Origin of the sequence: Mesorhizobium sp. WSM3860, from assembly GCF_002294995.1 — a bacterium.
Taxonomy (GTDB): domain Bacteria; phylum Pseudomonadota; class Alphaproteobacteria; order Rhizobiales; family Rhizobiaceae; genus Mesorhizobium.
Window position 1 is genome coordinate 1 of record NZ_NSGF01000026.1, and the last position, 17993, is coordinate 17993.

The following is a 17993-nucleotide window of genomic DNA, read 5'->3' on the forward strand; positions in this document are numbered from 1 at the left end:
CCGGTCCTCCCGGCTGGCGAGAAAACTGTCACCCATCTAATCGGTCCATTCTGTTACCTATCTATCCGGTTCGGACATGCGACATCCGGTCTCCCCCCTTGCGGGGGAGATGTCCGGCAGGACAGAGGGCGGTGTGACGGAACGCTACGCTTCCAACTACCTCTCCCCCATCACCGGCAGATCCCTCGCCATCTCATCGATCTCCGCCCACGGATCGCCCGAGGTCTCCAACAGTCCCGGCAGCGAGGCGTAGTTCAGATCCTCGGGCGCGTCGATGGCCTCCAGATCCGTCCAGCTCATCGGGGTCGAGGCCGGCAGGTTGGTGCGGGCGCGCAGCGAATAGGGAGCGGCGGAGGTGTGGCCGCGGGCGTTGCGGTGGAAGTCGATGAAGATGCGCTTCTTGCGGTTTTCCTTGCCCATGACGGTGACGAAAGTGTCGGGCGCGCTTGCCGCGAGCAAAGTGGAAATGGTGCTCGAGGCCTGGTGCAGTTTCTTCCAGTTCTGCTTGCGCGTCACAGGCACGGTGATGTGGATGCCCTTGCCGCCGGAGGTCTTTGCAAACGGCACCAGGCCGAGGCTCTCCAGCCCGCCCTTGATGTGGACGGCCGCCTCGACCACCTCGCGCCAGGAAATCCCCTCGCCCGGGTCGAGGTCGAAGACGATCTGGTCGGGTTTGTCGAGCTTGGTGCGGTGCGTGCCCCAGGTGTGGAACTCGACGACGCCGAACTGCGCCAGCGCCAGGTATCCCTTGGCGTCCTCGACCGAGAGATAGGTCTTGGTCTCGCCTTCCGAACTGATGCTCTCGAACACCGCCACCGAGGGCGGCATGCCGGTGAAGGCGTGGCGCTGGAAGAAGCAGTCCTGCGGCCGCCCGGTCGGGCAGCGCACCAGCGACACCGGGCGGCCGATGATGTGCGGCAGCATGAAATCGCCGACCAGCGCGTAATAGACGGCAATGTCGAGCTTGGTCGGGCCGGTCTTGCCGAACAGCCGCCGCTCCGGATTGGTGACCCAGATGGTGGCGAGGTCGGACTCGGCGATCAGCCGCTTGCGCTTGACCGGAACCGGCGTGGTCAGGCCGCCGACATCGCGCAGGCCGCGGAAGACGCCGTGGCGGATCGCATTGTCGGCGGTGCGGTTCGAATAACGCACGCGTGCCGACAGCAGCGGCTTCACCCAATGCATCTCACGCATGATCTCGCGCGGCACGCCTTCGGGCGGCGTGGCGCCGACGGTCAGCCGCTCCAGCCGGGTAAGCAGGTCGGTCGCCATGTCGCGGTCGAAGCCGGTGCCGACCTTGCCGCGATAGTGCAATTCGCCGTCGACGAACTCGGCCATGCCCAGCGCCGCAAGCCCTTCCGCCCGGTCGGAGACGGTGTAGCCGGCGATGACGAAATCATCGGTCTTTTGCGCCTTCACCTTGGTCCAGCTCTTGGTGCGGCCGCTCATGTAGATGGCATCGGCGCGCTTGGAGACGACGCCTTCCAGCCCAAGGTCCGAGGCCTGGTCGTAAAGCCCGCGGCCATCGCCCTCGACATGGTCGCTGTACTGGATGGCGGCGTTGGCGGCCTGGCCGGCGAGCAGTTCGGCAAGCAGCGCCTTACGCTTCTGCAGCGGCGCCCTGCGCAAGTCCCAGCCATCGAGATGCAGGAGATCGAAGGCGTAGAAATGCAGCTTCGAGCCGGCGCCCTGGGCCAGCGCGTCCTGCAGCAGCGCAAAGCGCGAGATGCCCTTGTCGTCGAGCACCATGATCTCGCCGTCGATGATCGCCTGGCTGACCGGCAGGCGCGAAAAGGCTTGCGGGAGATCGCCATAGCGCTTGGTCCAGTCGAGGCCGCCGCGGGTGATCAGCCGCACGTTCCCGTCCACGACATGCGCCATGGTGCGGTAGCCGTCGAATTTGATCTCGTGCAGCCAGAGCGTGCCCGTGTCCTCGCCTCCGGGCGGCTCGCTCACTTGCGCGGCGAGCTGCGGCTCGATGCGGCTTGGCGGGTCTGCCTTGACCGCGCCGGGCAGCGCGCCGGGTGTCAGCGAGCCAGGTTTCGGCGGCAGGCGCCGCGGCTTTTTCGTCGGCGCTGCCAGTTCCTCGATGCGCCGGCCCGACTTCACGCTTTCCGGCCGCGCTTCGAGAATGTCGAGCTTGGTGTCGGAAGCGAGATCGCGCTCCTTGAACAGCAGCCAGTTCTTCTTGTTCTCCTCCTCGCCGGGCTTGGGCTTCAGCCGGGTGAGCATCCAGCCGCCATTGAGCTTCTCACCGGCGAGCCGGAACTTGAAGGCCCCGGTGCGCAGGCTCTTTTCGACATCCTCCATCGGCGCCCAGGTTCCGGTGTCCCACACGATCATCGGCCCGCCGCCATACTCGCCCTCGGGGATGACGCCCTCGAAGTCGATATATTCGATCGGATGGTCCTCGGTCTCGACCGCCAGGCGCTTGTCGGCCGGGTTGAGCGAGGGGCCGCGCGGCACGGCCCAGCTCTTCAGCACGCCGCCGACTTCGAGGCGCAGGTCGTAATGGTCGGCGGTGGCGTGGTGCTTGTGGATGACGAAGCGATTGCCGCCTTCGCCTGCCGTGCCCCCCGCCGGCTCCGGGGTGCGGGAGAATTCGCGCTTGGCGCGGTAGGATTTGAGGTTGGAGGATGGCATGGGTTAGGTGCTGAAGAGTGAAGCGGACAATGGAAAACGTCGCGTTCCGTCACGCCCCCCTCTGTCCTGCCGGACATCTCCCCCACAAGGGGGGAGATTGGCAGCCTGGGCGCCTCGCGGATTCCTACAGCGTCGGAGATTGGCGAAAGCCGGCGTGACATCTAATCTCCCCCCTCGTGGGGGAGATGGCCGGCAGGCCAGAGGGGGGCGCTGTCCCGCCAGCCTTGCCGTCGTCATGCTCGATTGCTCAATCGTCGGTCGCCGGCGTCAATTCCAGCTCGGCCGGCGTCAACCCTTGCCGCAGCTGGCTCAGCCGGAACTCGTCGACCCAGTAGGCCTCGCCGTTGACTAGTACGCGGGCGCTGTAGGTGCCGCCGGAAAAGCTCTGCGCCGTGACATAGACCTTGTGGCGGTCAAGCGCCTTCTTCACCGCGGCGCGGCGGGACTTTTCTCTGGCGACGGGACTGGCCATGGCTCACTCTGAACGCGCTGCCCTTCGAAGGGCGGTGGTGCAAGGATGGCGGAGAGAGGCGGGGGAGTCAATTTCGCGGGGCGGGGGAGTTCGATCTGCCCCCACTTGGGGAGATTGGCCGTCATCGGCGTCGCGCCCTATTTCCGACGGTGCAAGGAGAGGAACATGTCCCACATCCGGGCGATGACGAAGAACGATCTGCCAGCCGTCTCCCGGCTGCTGGGAGGATCCTGGCGGCGGACCTATTCGCCGATCATGGGTGAGGAAACCGTGGCCCGGCTCTCCGACGAAAAGCATGCGCCCGAGAAGCTCGCCGAAGAGCTCGCCGACGACAACAAGATGTCGTTCGTGGCCGAGCGGACCGACGGCTCGATCGCAGGCTATGCAATGGCGGCGATGGACGAGAAGGGCGATGTCATGCTCGACCGGCTGCATATCGAGCCGGAAGAGTTCGGCAGCGGTCTGGCCATCGATCTTTTGCATGCCGTGCTTGCCGCCCATGCCGGCATTCCAAGCATCGCGCTGGAGGTGATCGAGGGCAATGAGCGGGCGATCGCCTTCTACCGCAAGCGACGGCTTCGAGGTGGTCGAGCGCCGGCCGGCCGCGCATGGCGTCGGCGGCCATGCCTCGCTGATCATGCGCCGACTGCTGCCGATGGCTTGAGGCGCTGGACGCATCGCCTCCCGGCATTATAGTTTCGCGGGTGCTAAATTTTTCACCGGAGACAGACAGATGAGCCTGGGCACACGAAAACTTGGCAGCCAGGGGCTCGTCGTCTCGGCCATCGGCCTCGGCTGCATGGGCATGAGCCAAGCCTACGGCCCGGCCGACGAGGCGGAGTCGATCGCGACGATCCACCGGGCGATCGAGCTCGGCTGCACCTTTCTCGACACGGCCGAGGTCTACGGCCCTTTCATCAATGAGGAACTGCTTGGACGCGCGCTGAAGGGGCGGCGCGATGAGGTGACGATAGCGACAAAATTCGGCTTCCGCATTGTCGACGGCAAGCAGGTCGGCACCGAGCGCGACAGCCGGCCGGAGCATATCCGCGAGGTGGTCGAGGCTTCGCTCACGCGGCTCGCCACCGACCGCATCGACCTGCTCTACCAGCACCGCGTCGACCCTGATGTGCCGATGGAGGATGTCGCGGGCGCGGTCGGCGAGCTGGTGGCGGAGGGCAAGGTGCGCTTCTTCGGCCTGTCGGAGGCGGGACTCTCCAACATTCGCCGCGCCCATGCCGTGCACCCGGTCTCGGCGGTGCAGAGCGAATATTCGCTGTGGGAGCGCAACCTCGAGCCCGAGATCATCCCGGCGCTTGCGGAATTGGGCATCGGCCTGGTGCCGTTCGCGCCGCTCGGCCGCGGTTTTCTCGCCGGCGACGTCAAGCGGGCGGAAGACTATCCCGAAGGCGATTTCCGGCGCGGCGACCCGCGCTACCAGGGCGAAAATTTCGACGCCAATGTCGCCGCGGCCGCTACGGTCCGCGAGATTGCCGTCGCCAAGGGGGTCAAGCCCGGCCAGGTGGCGATCGCCTGGCTGCTGGCCAAGGGGCCGGAATTCGGCATCGACATGGTGCCGATCCCCGGCACAAAGCGACGGACCTATCTGGAGGAGAATGTCGCCGCCGCCGACATCGAGCTCGACGCCACCGAGATGCTGGGGCTCGACATGGCGCTGACGCCTGAGAAGGTATCGGGGCTGCGGTATAACGAGCGGACGATGTCGATGGTGGATCGGTAAGGCGTCAGCCAATCTCCCCCCTCGAGGGGGAGATGTCGCCAAAGGCGACAGAGGGGGTCGTCTCGCGTGGAGCGCCAACCTCCATCTGTCGCAATACGCCGAGCCCAGCCGGACCGCCCCCTCCTACTGCTTCTTGCAATCCGGCAACGCCTCCATTGCCTGCTTGGCCTCCCCCTCGCTGGCGTATCTCTTCTTGCCCAGATCCACGACAAGCGTTCCGTCGGGCTTCTTTGGCACGATCTCGCACTGTTTCGAAACGACGTCCCTGGCGACCCACCACTCCTCGGCCGCGAAAGCAGGCAAGCTGCCAATGCCGGTAACGAGGATTGCGATTGCGACGGTGCGAACCATTCCTGGTCTCCATTGTCGGTTGCTGGAAAACAGGCCGGAGCCCGCCGGCGCCGTTCGTAAACGGAGCCAGCACACTGCCTTGGGCAAACGCCCTCCCCGGCCCTTCTGTTCCGGCGCTCAGCCGCCCGAATGCGGGTCGATGCTGTAAGGATGGACGGGATAGCCTGGGCCGATCGTCCCGCTCACCCGATCGATCCAGGCGCTGAACGCCGGATAGTCGGCAAGCGAAAAGCCGCAATCCTCGGCGCGATGGCCGTAGGCATAGACGGCGATGTCGGCGATGGTGAGCGAGCCGCCGACAAGGAACGGCGTGTCCTGCAGGCTGCGCTCGAGAGCGCCAAGCGCGCGGGCGCCCGCCTCGCGCTTGCCGGCCACCATCGCCTGATTGCGCTCCAGCCGCCCGGTCAGCGTCCAGAAGCGCAGCGAGCCGATGACCGGCTCGACATAATACTGCTCGAAGAACAGCCACTGCATGACCTTGGCGCGCGCGAGCCGGTCGGCCGGCAGGTAGGGCGTCCCCTCCGCGACACAGGTGAGGATGGCGTTTGACTCGGCGATCGCCGCCCCATTCTCCACGCCGAGCACGGGAACGGCGCCGGCCGGATTGAGCATGAGGAAGGCTTCCGTGCGGCTCTCGCCCTCGAAGATCGAGACGATGCGGGTTTCATAAGCGATGCCGAGCAGGCCGAGCAGGACGCGAACCTTCCAGGCATTTTGCGACGGCAGATAATCATAGAGCGTGAGCATGGCGTCCCTCCTTGGCCAGGCTGGCTTCGCATGGGGCGTGCGCGGGCGCCACCCGATTTAGGCGCCTTGATCTCCCCTCTTGAGGGGAAGACGGCAGTTCCGCCACGCCTCAGCCTGCAATATCCCTCGCCACCGCCTGCGCCTCGATGCCGATCTCGCGCAGCAGGCCGGTGACCGGATTGTAGAAACCGACGAGGTAGACACCGAGAGCCGTCGCGCGCGGATTCACTCCACTCTTCCCCGGTCGCAGCTCCGCCGGCAGAATGCCGTCATAGCCAGGACGGTAGCCGGTGGCGAAGATTGCCGCGTCGAAATTTTTCTCCTGCCCGCCGGCGAATTTTGCGCCGTCCTCGGTGAAGCGGACGATATCGGGTAGAATGCCGATCCTGCCCGCCTTGATCGCTGCTACAGTGCCGACATCGATGACCGGAATGCGACCGGCGTCGATCTGCTTGAGGATTCCTTGTTTCGGCCGGGTGATGCCGTATCTCTCCAGCCTGCCCAGCGCCAGGTCGAGGATTTTCGGGAACACCCAGTCGTTCAGCGCCTGCGGCATCGGCCGGCTGGCGATGCCCACCATCTGGATCGGCACGCCGAAGAGCTGGCGCGGCACGATATGGACGCCCTTGCGCACCGAGATCGTCGGGCGCGCGCCGCTTTGGGCAAGGTCGAGCGCGATCTCGGCGCCGGTGTTGCCCATGCCGACGACCAGCACGTTCTTGGCCGTATAGGGCGCCGCCTCGCTGTAGGCGGCGCTGTGCAGCACCTCTCCCTTGAAGGTTTCGATGCCGGCAAAGGCCGGCGTTATCGGCTCGGCATTGTTGCCGGTGGCGATCACAATCTTGCGGCCGTTGAAAGGACCGGCATCGGTCTCGACCACGAATTTTTCGCCCGCCCGGCGGATCGATTTCACCGTGACGCCGAAGCGCGGCTCGAGGCCGAAACGCGCGGCATAGGCATCCATATAGGCGACCACTTTTTCACGCGGAACGTAGCGGGGGTGACTTTTCGGGAATGGCACGAAAGGCAGTGACGAGAAGGACTTCACCGTGTGCAGGTGCAGCCGCCGGTAATGCCGCCGCCAGGCCGGCGCCACCTCGCCCGCCTTTTCGAGGATGGTGAAATCGACTCCGGCCCGCTTCAGGCAGGCGCCGACGGCAAGACCCGCCGGTCCCGCGCCGACAATGACGACAGTGGTATCCAAGGTAGCCTCCTCCCCCAAGGCGGGAAGAAGCTATGCCCGAGGTGTCGGAGGAGCAAGTAGGCGAAATCACCTAGCCTGCGGGGGAAGGTGGACCGAGCGAAAACGGATGAATGGACGAGCGAGGCGCCGGCGTCTTATCTCCCTCCTTATGGGGAAATGTCGCCGAAGGCGGCAGAGGGATCGCTTGCGCAGGAAGTGCCCAGCGCGTCGCGCGGAGGAATACAACCTCGACGATCTGCGTGAGACGACCCCGCTCTGGCCGCTTCGCGGCCATCTCGGGGGGATCAGCACCGCGCTCTACTCCGTCCCGCTCGGCGCTTCGGGCTCGTCCTCGGGCGGCTCGAGAATCTCGATCAGCCGCGCTACCCTGGCGCCCGGCATCGCGCGACCCTCGTTCATCAGCGCCTCGTCGGCGCCGATCCAGGCGAAGGCCTCGCGCAATTCCTCGAGGCTGGCGCCGGTGAGAGCGACGTCGGCGATCACGGCCTCGTCGACAGGGCCAAGAACGGAAATGATCTCGTTGCGGGTCATCCTTGTCTCCCCTGGGTCGGAAGGATGCAAGGAAACGGCGGACGGGTGAAGCGGGTTCCGACGGCGCCGGCGCGTTGTCTCCGCTTGTGGGAGAAAGCGCCGCGCCGTCTTTGCTCTCGCCCCGACAACCGCTATGCACGAACCGTCGCCCGGAATTCTGCCGAGTCCTCATGAAATCCGCCTTACTGCTTTCCGCCCTGCTCCTCTCCTCACCTGCCCTCGCTCAATGGAAGCCGAGCGAGAAAGTCGAGACCTATGCGATCTCGGGACAAAGCGTGGAGGCGCTCTATGTCTCGATCGGCGAGAAAGGCCCTGTGATCGGCAAGGACTCGGCCGGCAACGGGCGGCGGGCGATCGCGCAGACCAACTTCAAGCTGACCTGGCAGCGGGATTATCAGACTGAAGGCGGCGCCTGCGTGCTGAAGACCGCTCGCCCGAAGCTCATCATCACCTACACGCTGCCCAGGCCCGCCGCAAAACTTGCCCCCGCCGTGCAGGCGCGGTGGGATGCGTTTGCCGCCGGGCTCGCCGCACACGAGAAGGTCCACGGCGCCGGCATCGTCGACATGGTGGACAAGATCGTCGCCTTCAGCACCGGCCTCACCGTCGCCGACGACCCCGGCTGCACCAAGATCAGGGCGGAGCTGACGAACTATCTCGACCGGCTTTCCAAGGCGCAGCGCCAGGCCAGCCGCGACTTCGACAAGGTCGAGTTCGGACCGGGCGGGAATTTGCAGAAGCTGATCGCGGCGTTTTTGATCGGCGGGTGAACACGGGCAAGGGCGGCTGCACCCTTCCCACGGTGGCCGACAGGGCCACACCGGAAGCCCCGCCGTCAGCATTACCGGATCTCGAATGGGATAGCTTGCCAATCCCGTTTGCGCGGAAACGGGCACTGTCAGTCAGCTCTTTCTCGGCTAGGTTGAAATCTATACTAGTACTTGCTGATGTGCATTCAGCGCTCTTTGCCGACCTGATTGGCGGCAACGCGGGGTGGCCCGGATTGACTTCGCGTACGGCAGGCTTGGCTCATATGTCCTTCGCGACGAAAGTATAAGGGCATGCACCGCAGCTTTACAGGCGGGTTTGGTAGCGCTACCGTTTCACAGTCGCGTGACCCGGGGGGAGCTGGGGAAACGTCGCCGACGCCAGTGGTGGATGCTTGCCGGCATCCGTTTCAGCCACACCTTGATTGGAAACGGCTCCCCGCGAGACCTCGCAGGGACCATCGGGAGGAGTTCGATGGCGTCTGTCGCGATTGGCGATGTCTACAAGTCGTTCGGAGCCACCCAGATCCTGCACGGCGTCAGCGTCGACATAGAGGACGGCGAGTTCGTCACGCTGGTCGGGCCTTCGGGATGCGGAAAATCGACGCTTCTGCGGATGATTGCCGGGCTGGAAAAAATCTCCCGCGGCCATATTTCGATCGGCAGCCGTGTCGTCAACAATGTTGCGCCGAAGGAGCGCGACGTGGCCATGGTCTTCCAGAACTACGCGCTCTACCCGCACATGACCGTTGCCGAGAACATGGCCTTCTCGCTCATGCTGAAGGGAGTGGCCAGGGCGGAAAGCGATGCCGGGGTGAAGCGGGCGGCCGAGATCCTCGGGCTGGTGCCGCTTCTGTCGCGTTATCCGCGCCAGCTTTCGGGCGGCCAGCGGCAGCGCGTCGCCATGGGCCGGGCGATCGTGCGCAACCCGCAGGTGTTCCTGTTCGACGAGCCGCTCAGCAATCTTGACGCCAAGCTGAGGGTGCAGATGCGCGCCGAGATCAAGGAGCTGCACCAGCGGCTGAAGACGACGACGATCTATGTCACGCACGATCAAATCGAGGCCATGACGATGGCCGACAAGATCGTCGTCATGCATGACGGCATCGTCGAGCAGATCGGGCCGCCGCTCGAACTCTACGACCGGCCGAACAACCTCTTTGTCGCGAGCTTCATCGGCTCGCCGGCCATGAACCTGCTCAAGGGCACATTCGCCAATGACGGCGCGCCGTCGTCGTTCCGGGGCGCGGGTGGCATCTCCGTGCCTCTGTCGAAACCACCCGCGATCGGCAACGGCGAAGCCGTCGTGCTCGGCGTTCGGCCGGAGCATCTGCGGCTGGCCGAGGACGGCATTCCGGTCACCGTGGTGGTGATCGAGCCGACCGGCTCGGAAGTGCAGATCATCGGCCGGACGGCGGGCGGAGAGGATATCGTCGCCAATTTCCGCGAACGCCATTCCTTCGCGCCGGGAGAAACCATCCGGCTCTCGGTCGAACCCGGCCCCATCCATCTGTTTCACGGCGAAACGGGCCAGCGGATCGAAGCGGCGCCATAGACCACGCAACGAGGATACACCCAGGAGGAGACGAGCATGAAGTTCACCAGACGCGACGTGATCCGCACGACCGCCGGCGCGGCAGCCGGAGCCTTGGGCAGCCGCTTCGTCGGCTCGAGCGCCTTCGCCCAGGAGGGCCTCACCTACAAGCCGGAGGAAGGCGCCAAGCTCCGGCTGCTGCGCTGGTCGCCCTTCGTGCAGGGCGACGAGGACCAATGGCTGAAGAATACCAAGCGGTTCACCGAGGCGACGGGCGTGGAGGTGCGCGTCGACAAGGAGAGCTGGGAAGACATCCGGCCCAAGGCGGCCGTCGCCGCCAATGTCGGCTCCGGCCCCGATCTGATGTTCGTCTGGTTCGACGACCCGCACCAGTACCCCGACAAGTTGCTCGAGGTGACCGAACTCGGCGACTATCTCGGCAAGAAGTATGGCGGCTGGTATGACGGCCCGAAACAGTATGCGACGCGCGAGGGCAAGTTCCTCGGCCTGCCGCTCGCCACCATCGGCAACGCCATCGTCTATCGCGAAAGCTGGGTGAAGGAGGCCGGCTTCTCCGAATTCCCGAAGGACACGGCTGGTTTCCTCGAACTCTGCAAGGCCCTCAAGGCGAAAGGCCATCCGGCCGGCTTCACCCATGGCCACGGCGTCGGCGACGGCAACAACTACGCGCATTGGCTGCTATGGAGCCATGGCGGTCAGATGGTCGACGAAAGCGGCAAGGTGACGATAAACAGCCCCGAGACGCTCAAGGCGATCGAGTATGCGCAGGAGCTCTACAAGACCTTCATTCCGGGCACTGAAAGCTGGCTCGACGTCAACAACAATCGCGCCTTCCTGGCCGGCGAAGTGAGCGTGATCGCCAACGGAATCTCCGTCTACAACACAGCCAAGGTCAACAAGGACAACGATCCGAAATTGACCGAGATCGCCAAGGACATGCGCACGACCAACATGCCGATCGGTCCAGTCGGGGAATCCGTCGAGCTGTACCAGGTAACAACGGCCGTCATCTTCAACTACACGCCCTACCCCAACGCGGCCAAAGCCTATCTGCAGTTCATGTTCGAGGACCCGCAGATGTCGGACTGGATCACGTCGTCGGCCGGCTATTGCTGCCAGACGCTGAAGGCCTTCGACAACAATCCGGTGTGGAAGGCCGACCCGAACAATGCCGCTTACGCGAAAGCCTCGGCGACGCTGCGACCCAACGGCTATGCCGGGCCGCTCGGCTATGCCTCGGCGGCGACCATGGCCGATTATGTGCTGGTCGACATGTTCGCCAAGGCGGTGACGGGACAGGCGACGCCGCAGGAGGCGATGGAAGAGGCCGAAAAGCGCGCCAACCGCTATTATCGCGTCTGATCCTGCCGGGCACCTTAAGCAGGGTGGCCGCGTCGAGATCTTCCGGGCACGGAAGGACCACGCGGCCACCCCTCTACCGCATCCTGCGAGGAATCCGCGCCCATGGCCGTGCCATCCGTTGCCGTTCAGCCGCGTCCGTCGATGCTTTCGCGACTTGCCGAGAGCCGGAACACGCTTGGTCTCGGCTTCATGCTGCCGGCGGCGGCGCTGCTCCTGGTCTTTCTCACCTATCCGCTGGGACTCGGCGTCTGGCTCGGCTTCACCGACACACGCATCGGCCGGCCCGGCATCTATATCGGCGTCGAGAACTATCAATATCTCTGGAGCGACAGCGTGTTCTGGCTGTCGGTCTTCAACACCGTGCTCTACACGGTCAGCGCTTCGATCCTGAAATTCGTGCTCGGGCTCTGGCTGGCTCTGATCCTCAACGAGAAGCTGCCCTTCAAGTCGTTCTTCCGCGCGGTGGTGCTGCTGCCCTGGGTGGTGCCGACGGTGCTGTCGGCCATCGCCTTCTGGTGGATCTACGATTCGCAGTTCTCGATCCTGTCCTGGGCGCTGCAGCAGATGGGACTGATCGACCATCGCATCAACTTCCTCGGCGATCCGACCAACGCGCGCGCTTCCGTCATCGCGGCCAATGTCTGGCGCGGCATCCCGTTCGTCGCGATCACGCTGCTGGCCGGCCTGCAGACCATCCCGCAGTCGCTCTATGAAGCGGCCACGCTCGACGGCGCCAGCCGCTGGCAGCTGTTCCGCCATGTGACGCTGCCGCTTTTGACGCCGATCATCGCCATCACCATGACGTTCTCGGTGCTGTTCACCTTCACCGACTTCCAGCTGATCTATGTGCTGACCCGCGGCGGGCCGGTGAACGCCACCCACCTGATGGCGACATTGTCGTTCCAGCGCGGCATTGCCGGCGGCCAGCTCGGCGAAGGCGCGGCAATCGCGGTCGCCATGATCCCCTTCCTGCTGGCGGCGATCCTGTTCAGCTATTTCGGCCTGCAACGGCGCAGGTGGCAGCAAGGCGGCGGAGACTGACATGGCCGCGATCAGAGAAGTCGAGCGCCTGGACACCGACGAAGGCGGCATGGGCTACCTGCAGAGCCTGCCGCGCCGGGTGGTGACGGTCTATCTGCCGCTGCTGGTGTTTCTGATCGTGCTCCTGTTTCCATTCTATTGGATGACGATCACGGCGGTTAAGCCCAATGTCGAGATGACGGATTATGTGAACTACAATCCGTTCTGGGTCGTGCATCCGACGCTGGAGCACATACGCTATTTGCTCCTGGAGACCTCCTATCCCGGCTGGCTGCTCAACACGGTGATCATATCGACGGCGGCCACCTTCCTGTCGCTGGCGGCTGCCGTGCTTGCGGCCTATGCGATCGAAAGACTGCGGTTCTCCGGCGCCCGTCAGGTCGGCCTTGCCGTCTTCCTCGCCTATCTGGTGCCGCCCTCGATCCTGTTCATCCCGCTCTCGGTGATGGTGTTCAATCTCGGTCTTTACGACACGCCTTTTGCGCTGATCCTCACCTACCCGACCTTCCTGATCCCGTTCTGCACTTGGCTGTTGATGGGCTACTTCCGTTCGATCCCCTTCGAATTGGAGGAATGCGCACTGATCGACGGCGCGACCCGCTGGCAGATCCTGACCAAGATCGTGCTGCCGCTTTCGGTGCCGGGCCTGATCTCGGCCGGCATATTCGCCTTCACGCTATCCTGGAACGAATTCATCTACGCGCTGACCTTCATCCAGTCGTCGGAGAAGAAGACGGTGCCGGTCGGCGTGCTCACCGAGCTCGTCCGCTCAGACGTCTATGAATGGGGAGCGCTGATGGCGGGCGCGCTGATCGGCTCGCTGCCGGTGGTGGTGCTTTATTCGTTCTTCGTCGAGCACTACGTCTCATCGATGACGGGCGCGGTGAAGGAATAGCGTCCGCTTGGCGGTCATGGCCATTGCACGAGGCACCCGCCAATCGATCGATTTTAGCGGATCGGCACCAAAGTGGCCGCCTCGCGGATGGCGCGGATGGCGTCCGGATTGGTGACGGGATAGCCCGATATGAAACGCTCGACCGAGAAGTCGGGGAATTCGGCATCCAGGCGGGCAATGTATCCAGCCGCCTCGGCACCCTCGCCGGCCGCGGCATGGGCGAGCACCAGGAACATCAGCACGTTGGGCGAATCCGGTGTGCTTCGGCGCAGCGCGGCGATGGCTTCCCGGTGTCTGCCGTTCGCAAACAGAACGCGGCCCTGCATGCCGAAATACCACGGCGGAGCGAGCGGGTTGAGGCGCATGGCGCGCTCCATCAGCGGGATCGCCTCTGCCGGATCGCCGGCAACCAGCGCCCTGCTGCCGGCAAGGAGCGCCAGCGTGTCCGCCTGGTTGGAACCGTGGTCGAAAGCTCGGCGATAACAGCGCTCCGCGCCTTCCAGATCGCCCAAGCACCCCAAGGCGTCGCCGAGACAGACGTGCACGGTGCTGTCCATCGGGTCGAGCTGGAGTGCATTCTCGGCCGCCATGCGCCATTTCCCGGCCGCCGCCCGGGGATCGCCGGCAAACCCGTTGCAGGACTGGATCGAGTAGGCGTAGCCAAGTTCGGTCCAGGCCTTGGCCAGCGTCGGATCCAGCTCCAGCGCGCGGGTAAAGAGGCGGATGGCTTCCGCATTGCCGTCGCGGCTGAACGTGTTGTGCTGTTCCACGCCGAGCAGATAAAGGTCGTAGGCGCGCAGGCTGGCCGGCGGCTTGCGCCGGATGGCGTTGCGGCCGACCGTGGCGATCGCTCCGAAACAGCCGGCGAGCGCGTTGACGACGGTTTCGGTCAGGCTGTCCTGCAGCGCGAATAGGTTCTCGACCGGGCGGTCGAAACGCTCGCTCCACAGGCTGAGGCCGGAGGCCGCGTCGGCGAGTTCGACAGTCAGGCGTATGCGCGTCTCGTCGGCGCGCAGTTGGCCCGACACGATGTAGGCAGCGCCCAGCGCGTTGCCGTCGGCGGCGAAGTCGCGGCGCTTGCTGCCAAGCGACTTCATGGTGTGGAAGGCGATGACCGGGATGCCGGCGTAGCGGGCGAGATCGACGGTGATGTCCGACGACAGGCCGTTGGTAAAGCGGCGCCAGCGTTCGTCGGCGCTGAGGCATTCGATCGGGAACAGGGCAAGCACCGGCGAGGAATCGGGCAGACCTGGAGCCGGTCCCGCCCCGCCGCCGTTGATATGCCTGGCAAGCGCGACCTTGTTGCGCACGCCGAGCTTTTCATAGATCGCCGCGAGATGGGTGCGCACCGTGGACGGCGCAATGAACAGCGCCTCGCCGATTTCACGATAGGTCATGCCGGCAGCGAACTTCTCCGCCACCGCGCGCTCGCGTTCCGACAACGCCTCCAAGGTCGTCACGATGCGGTTCATGGCCGTCCCTGCCAGCGGACGTGAGTGCTTTCAACCGTGGCGGATGCAAAATACTACAAATGCAGGACCCAAAACACCGCATGTGGCCGATTCACGCGGCGACGGCTCGGCGCAAAACTTTCCCTCAGCAAAGTCCCAATCAGCCGAAGGAGGTTTCCATGCGCCGTATCTCGATAGCGATGGCCTGTGCCATGCTGACCCTGCCCGCCGCCGGGAGGGCTTCATTGGCCGACGAATGCCGCCAGCTCATGGAATCGAACGTCAAGATCGACAGCTTGCGGCAGTATGCGGACATCCTCGCCAGCGCGGCCCGCAACGGCTGGAACTACGCACCGGCCGCGATCGACAGCGGCGCCAAGCGGCATTTCGAGGAAACCAGGCTGCAACTCATCGCCGCCGGATTCGAAGTCATGCCTGCCGATGCCCAGCCGCGATGCTCCGACGAGGTGGCGAGAAAACTGTCACCCATCTAATCGGTCCATTCTGTTACCTATCTATCCGGTTCGGACAGTGCCGCCTTTATCTCCCCCCTTGTGGGGGAGAAAGCGATTTCAACATCTTAGCGAAGCTAAGTGTTAGAAATCGCAAGAGGGGGGATTTGCTTGGGAGCTCCCTTTTCGGATCTCGGCGAGAATCGTCAAGCAGCAACCATCGATATTTCGCACCACCTCATCGTTCCAGAAGCGCACCGTCCGGAACCCTTTCATCGCGAAATGCCGATCACGCTCGGCATCTCGCTGCGACTCCGAATGTTGGCCGCCATCAACCTCCAGGATCAGCTTCGCCTCGAAACAGGCGAAGTCCAGAATGTAGCCATCGAGGGGCACCTGTCGTTTAAATTTCAGACCTTCGAGCTGCCTGTTGCGCAGCGCCTGCCAGAGAATGTTCTCGGCCTTTGTAGAGTCCGAACGCATTGCTCTTGCGAAAGTACGGTGCTGTGGCGGAACCTGTTGGCGCATGGTGCGTGAAAATCCCCTCTCTTGCGATTTCTAACACTTAGCTTCGCTAAGATGTTGAAATCGCTTTCTCCCCCACGAGGGGGGAGATAAAGGCGCCCCCGCCGCGCCCTAGAAACTGATCTCCACCGCCGTGGTGCTCCGCTTCGCCTCGCCATGAAACACCGCCTCGATGTTGCTGCCGTCGGGGTCGAGCAGAAAGGCGGCGTAGTAGCCGGGGTGGTAGGGGCGCTCGCCGGGCGCGCCGTTGTCCTTGCCGCCGGCGGCGAGGCCCGCTTGGTAGAAGGCGTCGACCATGGCGCGGTCCTTGGCCTGGAAGGCGAGATGGTGACGGCCGGTGAGCACGCCCTGGGCCGCGCGGCTATCGGCGCTGGAGACGAACAGTTCGTCCGCCCAGAAATAATCCTCGGCCTCGCCGCCGATCGGGACGCCCAGCACCTCGAGCACCGCGCCGTAGAAACGCCGGCTCGCCTTGACGTCGCGCACTACCAAATGAAGGTGGTCGATGAGCCGGCCGCGATAGAGTTGCATGGGGTGCTCCCTGGTTTGAGGGGTTCAATCTAGGTGGGGCCGGTGTGCGGTCAATGTGGCGTGTCGCAGGCTGCTGACACTTTGAGACGTCGGCGGGACAGCGCCCCCCTCTGGCCTGCCGGCCCCACTTGGGGGGAGATCGGATGTCACGCCGGCTTTCGCCAATCTCCAACGTCGCAGGAAGAAGCGCCTGCGCGGGAACAGCAATCTCCCCCCTCGTGGGGGAGATGTCCGGCAGGACAGAGCGGGGTCCTCTCGCGTGGAGCACCGACGCAACGAGGAAGCCGGCGCTCTACGCGCGGCGCCCCCGCCTTTGTCGCCTTCGGCGACATCTCCCCCTCAAGGGGGGAGATCGGGCGCCCCAAAAAAAATCCGGATAAAAAATGCAACCAGATTGTAGGATCGGTGTCTGCCCCAACGTCCTTCGGACGCAAGCGGCACGATCGACCTGGAAAAACCGTGCCGCATCAAACAGGATGCCTTACGGCATGGGAGAAAACCATGGACCTTTCCTATCGTTGGGTCATCGTCGCGGCCGGCGCGCTGATGACCTGTGTGGCGATCGGCGCGATGTTCTCGCTGGCGATCTTTCTCGAGCCGATGTCGATCGACACCGGCTGGTCGCGCGCCGGCATTTCCAGCGCCATGACGCTGAATTTCCTGGTGATGGGCGTCGGCGGCTTCGCCTGGGGCTCGATCTATGACCGCGTCGGCGCCCGTCCCGTCGTGCTTGCCGGCGCGGTGCTGCTCGGGCTGGCGCTTGTGGTGGCGAGCCGCGCCAACTCGCTGCTGATCTTCCAGCTCAGCTACGGCGTCATCGTCGGGCTGGCGGCCAGCGCGTTCTTCGCGCCGATGATCGCGCTCACCACCGCCTGGTTCGACACCAACCGCAGCCTTGCCGTGTCGCTGGTTTCGGCCGGCATGGGGGTGGCGCCGATGACCATCTCGCCCTTCGCGCGCTGGCTGATCTCGGCCTATGACTGGCGCACCGCCATGTTCGACATCGGCGTCATGGCCTGGGTGCTCCTGCTGCCCGCCGTCTTCCTGGTACGCCAGCCGCCGGTGCCCGGCGCGGCGGCCGACAGCGGCACGCCGGCGCCCGCCGCCGACGAGCCCGGCATGAGCGTCGGCCAGGCGCTGCGCTCGCCGCAGTTCCTGGTGCTGGGCATGACCTTCTTTGCCTGCTGCGCGGCGCATTCGGGGCCGATCTTCCACATGGTGAGCTATGCGATGGCCTGCGGCGTGGCGCCGATGGCGGCCGTCTCGATCTACAGCGTCGAGGGCCTTGCCGGTCTTGGCGGACGCCTGCTCTACGGCGTGCTCGGCGACCGGCTGGGGGTCAAGCCGGTGCTGATCACCGGCCTCGCCATCCAGGCCGCCGTGATCGCCGCCTATCTCGCGGTCGGCCGGCTCGAGCAGTTCTACGTCCTGGCCGTCATCTTCGGCGCCACCTATGGCGGCGTCATGCCGCTCTATGCGGTGCTGGCGCGCGAATATTTCGGGCCGCGCATCATCGGCACGGTGTTCGGCGCCGCCACCATGCTCTCCAGCCTCGGCATGTCCTTCGGCCCACTCGCCGGCGGCATGATCTACGACGCCTATGCCAGCTATTCCTGGCTGTTCATCGGCTCGGCGCTGGTCGGCCTGGGCGCCGCCGGCATCGCGATCGCCTTCCCGCCGCAGCCAAGCCGGCAGCGGCTGCAGATGGCATAGAGCAAGCAATCT

At 64.7% G+C, this 17993-nt stretch carries 18 protein-coding genes; 9 read left to right on the top strand and 9 right to left on the bottom strand.

Features of this window, described 5'->3' with window-relative positions:
• Positions 1-156: 156 nt before the first annotated feature.
• Both ligD and CK220_RS27670 read right to left on the bottom strand, forming a co-directional pair.
• Positions 157-2643 (bottom strand): DNA ligase D, encoded by a 2487-nt coding sequence (ligD, locus tag CK220_RS27660; protein WP_095814563.1) that lies wholly within the window; start codon positions 2641-2643, stop codon positions 157-159.
• 247 nt (positions 2644-2890) lie between these two features.
• Positions 2891-3115: a hypothetical protein gene (locus CK220_RS27670; RefSeq protein WP_095814564.1), complete on the bottom strand. Its 225-nt coding sequence runs from the start codon at positions 3113-3115 to the stop codon at positions 2891-2893.
• Positions 3116-3280: 165 nt separating this feature from the next.
• Between CK220_RS27670 and CK220_RS27675 the strand changes: the two genes are divergently transcribed.
• Both CK220_RS27675 and CK220_RS27680 read left to right on the top strand, forming a co-directional pair.
• Positions 3281-3811, top strand: coding sequence for a GNAT family N-acetyltransferase (locus CK220_RS27675; protein WP_245429423.1), 531 nt, complete (start codon positions 3281-3283; stop codon positions 3809-3811).
• Positions 3812-3848: 37 nt separating this feature from the next.
• Complete coding sequence (locus CK220_RS27680) at positions 3849-4856, top strand: aldo/keto reductase (protein ID WP_095814565.1); 1008 nt, start codon at positions 3849-3851, stop codon at positions 4854-4856.
• 123 nt (positions 4857-4979) lie between these two features.
• Here the strand turns inward: CK220_RS27680 and CK220_RS27685 are convergent, their stop codons facing one another.
• The 4 genes from CK220_RS27685 to CK220_RS27700 all read right to left on the bottom strand — a co-directional run bounded on the left by CK220_RS27685 (position 4980) and on the right by CK220_RS27700 (position 7689).
• Positions 4980-5207, bottom strand: a complete 228-nt coding sequence (locus CK220_RS27685; protein ID WP_095814566.1) for a hypothetical protein — start codon at positions 5205-5207, stop codon at positions 4980-4982.
• A gap of 117 nt (positions 5208-5324) precedes the next feature.
• Positions 5325-5954: a glutathione S-transferase family protein gene (locus CK220_RS27690; protein ID WP_095814567.1), complete on the bottom strand. Its 630-nt coding sequence runs from the start codon at positions 5952-5954 to the stop codon at positions 5325-5327.
• Positions 5955-6063: 109 nt separating this feature from the next.
• A complete protein-coding gene (locus tag CK220_RS27695; protein WP_095814568.1) occupies positions 6064-7158 on the bottom strand; it encodes an NAD(P)/FAD-dependent oxidoreductase in 1095 nt (364 codons plus the stop codon).
• A gap of 297 nt (positions 7159-7455) precedes the next feature.
• Entirely contained in the window at positions 7456-7689 is a 234-nt protein-coding gene (locus CK220_RS27700) for a hypothetical protein (protein ID WP_095814569.1), read from the bottom strand.
• A 170-nt stretch (positions 7690-7859) separates the two neighbouring features.
• Here CK220_RS27700 and CK220_RS27705 point away from each other — a divergent pair, with 170 nt between their 5' ends.
• From CK220_RS27705 to CK220_RS27725, 5 genes are all read left to right on the top strand, one after another.
• On the top strand, positions 7860-8459 hold the full coding sequence (locus CK220_RS27705) for a DUF922 domain-containing protein (protein WP_095814570.1): 600 nt from the start codon (positions 7860-7862) through the stop codon (positions 8457-8459).
• Between the two features lie 472 nt (positions 8460-8931).
• Positions 8932-10011, top strand: a complete 1080-nt coding sequence (gene ugpC, locus CK220_RS27710; RefSeq protein ID WP_095814571.1) for a sn-glycerol-3-phosphate ABC transporter ATP-binding protein UgpC — start codon at positions 8932-8934, stop codon at positions 10009-10011.
• A gap of 36 nt (positions 10012-10047) precedes the next feature.
• Positions 10048-11373: an ABC transporter substrate-binding protein gene (locus tag CK220_RS27715; protein WP_095814572.1), complete on the top strand. Its 1326-nt coding sequence runs from the start codon at positions 10048-10050 to the stop codon at positions 11371-11373.
• 102 nt (positions 11374-11475) lie between these two features.
• Complete coding sequence (locus tag CK220_RS27720) at positions 11476-12414, top strand: sugar ABC transporter permease (protein WP_095814573.1); 939 nt, start codon at positions 11476-11478, stop codon at positions 12412-12414.
• Position 12415: 1 nt separating this feature from the next.
• Positions 12416-13309 carry a carbohydrate ABC transporter permease gene (locus CK220_RS27725; RefSeq protein WP_067001185.1) on the top strand — a complete coding sequence of 298 codons (894 nt, stop codon included), beginning with the start codon at positions 12416-12418 and terminating at the stop codon, positions 13307-13309.
• Between the two features lie 53 nt (positions 13310-13362).
• Here CK220_RS27725 and CK220_RS27730 read toward each other — a convergent pair whose 3' ends face one another.
• Positions 13363-14781, bottom strand: coding sequence for a LuxR C-terminal-related transcriptional regulator (locus CK220_RS27730; RefSeq protein ID WP_095814574.1), 1419 nt, complete (start codon positions 14779-14781; stop codon positions 13363-13365).
• 191 nt (positions 14782-14972) lie between these two features.
• On the opposite strand from CK220_RS27730, the gene CK220_RS27735 reads away from it, so the two are divergent.
• Positions 14973-15254 carry a hypothetical protein gene (locus CK220_RS27735; protein ID WP_141245243.1) on the top strand — a complete coding sequence of 94 codons (282 nt, stop codon included), beginning with the start codon at positions 14973-14975 and terminating at the stop codon, positions 15252-15254.
• A 102-nt stretch (positions 15255-15356) separates the two neighbouring features.
• Here CK220_RS27735 and CK220_RS27740 read toward each other — a convergent pair whose 3' ends face one another.
• Together CK220_RS27740 and CK220_RS27745 are read right to left on the bottom strand one after the other, a co-directional pair.
• Complete coding sequence (locus tag CK220_RS27740; protein WP_095814576.1) at positions 15357-15740, bottom strand: endonuclease domain-containing protein; 384 nt, start codon at positions 15738-15740, stop codon at positions 15357-15359.
• Positions 15741-15848: 108 nt separating this feature from the next.
• Positions 15849-16268: a VOC family protein gene (locus tag CK220_RS27745; protein ID WP_095814577.1), complete on the bottom strand. Its 420-nt coding sequence runs from the start codon at positions 16266-16268 to the stop codon at positions 15849-15851.
• A 501-nt stretch (positions 16269-16769) separates the two neighbouring features.
• Between CK220_RS27745 and CK220_RS27750 the strand changes: the two genes are divergently transcribed.
• Entirely contained in the window at positions 16770-17981 is a 1212-nt protein-coding gene (locus CK220_RS27750; protein ID WP_095814578.1) for an MFS transporter, read from the top strand.
• Positions 17982-17993: the final 12 nt, after the last annotated feature.

Bases quoted from the DNA above. Each gene is read 5' to 3' on its own strand.
- CK220_RS27745 (WP_095814577.1), bottom strand. From the start codon at position 16,268: ATGCAACTCTATCGCGGCCGGCTCATCGACCACCTTCATTTGGTAGTG.
- CK220_RS27735 (WP_141245243.1), top strand. From the start codon at position 14,973: ATGCTGACCCTGCCCGCCGCCGGGAGGGCTTCATTGGCCGACGAATGC.
- CK220_RS27680 (WP_095814565.1), top strand. From the start codon at position 3,849: ATGAGCCTGGGCACACGAAAACTTGGCAGCCAGGGGCTCGTCGTCTCG.
- CK220_RS27750 (WP_095814578.1), top strand. From the start codon at position 16,770: ATGGACCTTTCCTATCGTTGGGTCATCGTCGCGGCCGGCGCGCTGATG.
- CK220_RS27670 (WP_095814564.1), bottom strand. From the start codon at position 3,115: ATGGCCAGTCCCGTCGCCAGAGAAAAGTCCCGCCGCGCCGCGGTGAAG.
- ugpC (WP_095814571.1), top strand. From the start codon at position 8,932: ATGGCGTCTGTCGCGATTGGCGATGTCTACAAGTCGTTCGGAGCCACC.
- CK220_RS27685 (WP_095814566.1), bottom strand. From the start codon at position 5,207: ATGGTTCGCACCGTCGCAATCGCAATCCTCGTTACCGGCATTGGCAGC.
- ligD (WP_095814563.1), bottom strand. From the start codon at position 2,643: ATGCCATCCTCCAACCTCAAATCCTACCGCGCCAAGCGCGAATTCTCC.
- CK220_RS27705 (WP_095814570.1), top strand. From the start codon at position 7,860: ATGAAATCCGCCTTACTGCTTTCCGCCCTGCTCCTCTCCTCACCTGCC.
- CK220_RS27725 (WP_067001185.1), top strand. From the start codon at position 12,416: ATGGCCGCGATCAGAGAAGTCGAGCGCCTGGACACCGACGAAGGCGGC.
- CK220_RS27675 (WP_245429423.1), top strand. From the start codon at position 3,281: ATGTCCCACATCCGGGCGATGACGAAGAACGATCTGCCAGCCGTCTCC.
- CK220_RS27690 (WP_095814567.1), bottom strand. From the start codon at position 5,954: ATGCTCACGCTCTATGATTATCTGCCGTCGCAAAATGCCTGGAAGGTT.
- CK220_RS27740 (WP_095814576.1), bottom strand. From the start codon at position 15,740: ATGCGCCAACAGGTTCCGCCACAGCACCGTACTTTCGCAAGAGCAATG.
- CK220_RS27715 (WP_095814572.1), top strand. From the start codon at position 10,048: ATGAAGTTCACCAGACGCGACGTGATCCGCACGACCGCCGGCGCGGCA.
- CK220_RS27720 (WP_095814573.1), top strand. From the start codon at position 11,476: ATGGCCGTGCCATCCGTTGCCGTTCAGCCGCGTCCGTCGATGCTTTCG.
- CK220_RS27730 (WP_095814574.1), bottom strand. From the start codon at position 14,781: ATGAACCGCATCGTGACGACCTTGGAGGCGTTGTCGGAACGCGAGCGC.
- CK220_RS27700 (WP_095814569.1), bottom strand. From the start codon at position 7,689: ATGACCCGCAACGAGATCATTTCCGTTCTTGGCCCTGTCGACGAGGCC.